We start from the raw sequence: 649 nt of genomic DNA on the forward strand, positions 1-649 counted from the left end.
GCGGCGGACGTCGGGCCGACGTCGGCGACGGCGTCCGTGATCGTTCGGGCGGCGGCGCCCGGGCCGACCAGGAGCGCCCCTGTCGAGGCCAGGGCCCCGGTCAGCAACGTGCGGCGGGCGAGCGGTGCGGTGCCGGTCATGCGTCCTCCGTCTGGTCGGGCGTGGTCGGGTCGGGCGACACGGTCTGGTCGAGGATCACGAGGCCCACCAGCACGGGCACGCTCGCCGACAGCAGCAGGGGCCCGGCCGGGATCACGAGCGAGAACACCGGCGTGGCGACGACGGCGCCCAGCAGCGCCGTCCCCCGGCTGACCGAGCCGAAGGCGAACCACAGCGCCTCACGTACCCAGGCGCGCGGCGTGCCCGCGGGGTACGTCCCCGCCACGACGGCGAGGGCGACGTGGTACGGCACGGCCACGAGCAGCAGGCCCAGCGCGAGCAGCACCAGCACCAGCGCGACGCCGCCGGTACGCCCCACGAGGAAGGCGATGTCGGCCACCAGCAGGGCCAGGCCTGCCGTCGAGGCGAGCGCGTGCGGCAGCAGGGGCCGCACGTAGGTGCCGAACGCGCGGAACACGCCCGTGAACGTGCGGGTCTCGCCGTCGGCGCGCCACGCCCGCAGCACGTGCGCGGTGGCCGCGAGCGCCGG

1 protein-coding gene is annotated in these 649 nt (G+C 76.9%); it reads right to left on the reverse strand.

The window, feature by feature from the left end; translation table 11 throughout:
• Positions 1-136: 136 nt before the first annotated feature.
• On the reverse strand, positions 137-649 hold a 513-nt coding region (locus PROKR_RS12915; RefSeq protein WP_051432945.1), incomplete at its 5' end, for a hypothetical protein.

The organism is Promicromonospora kroppenstedtii DSM 19349 (assembly GCF_000515355.1).
Classification (GTDB): Bacteria; Actinomycetota; Actinomycetes; order Actinomycetales; family Cellulomonadaceae; genus Promicromonospora; species Promicromonospora kroppenstedtii.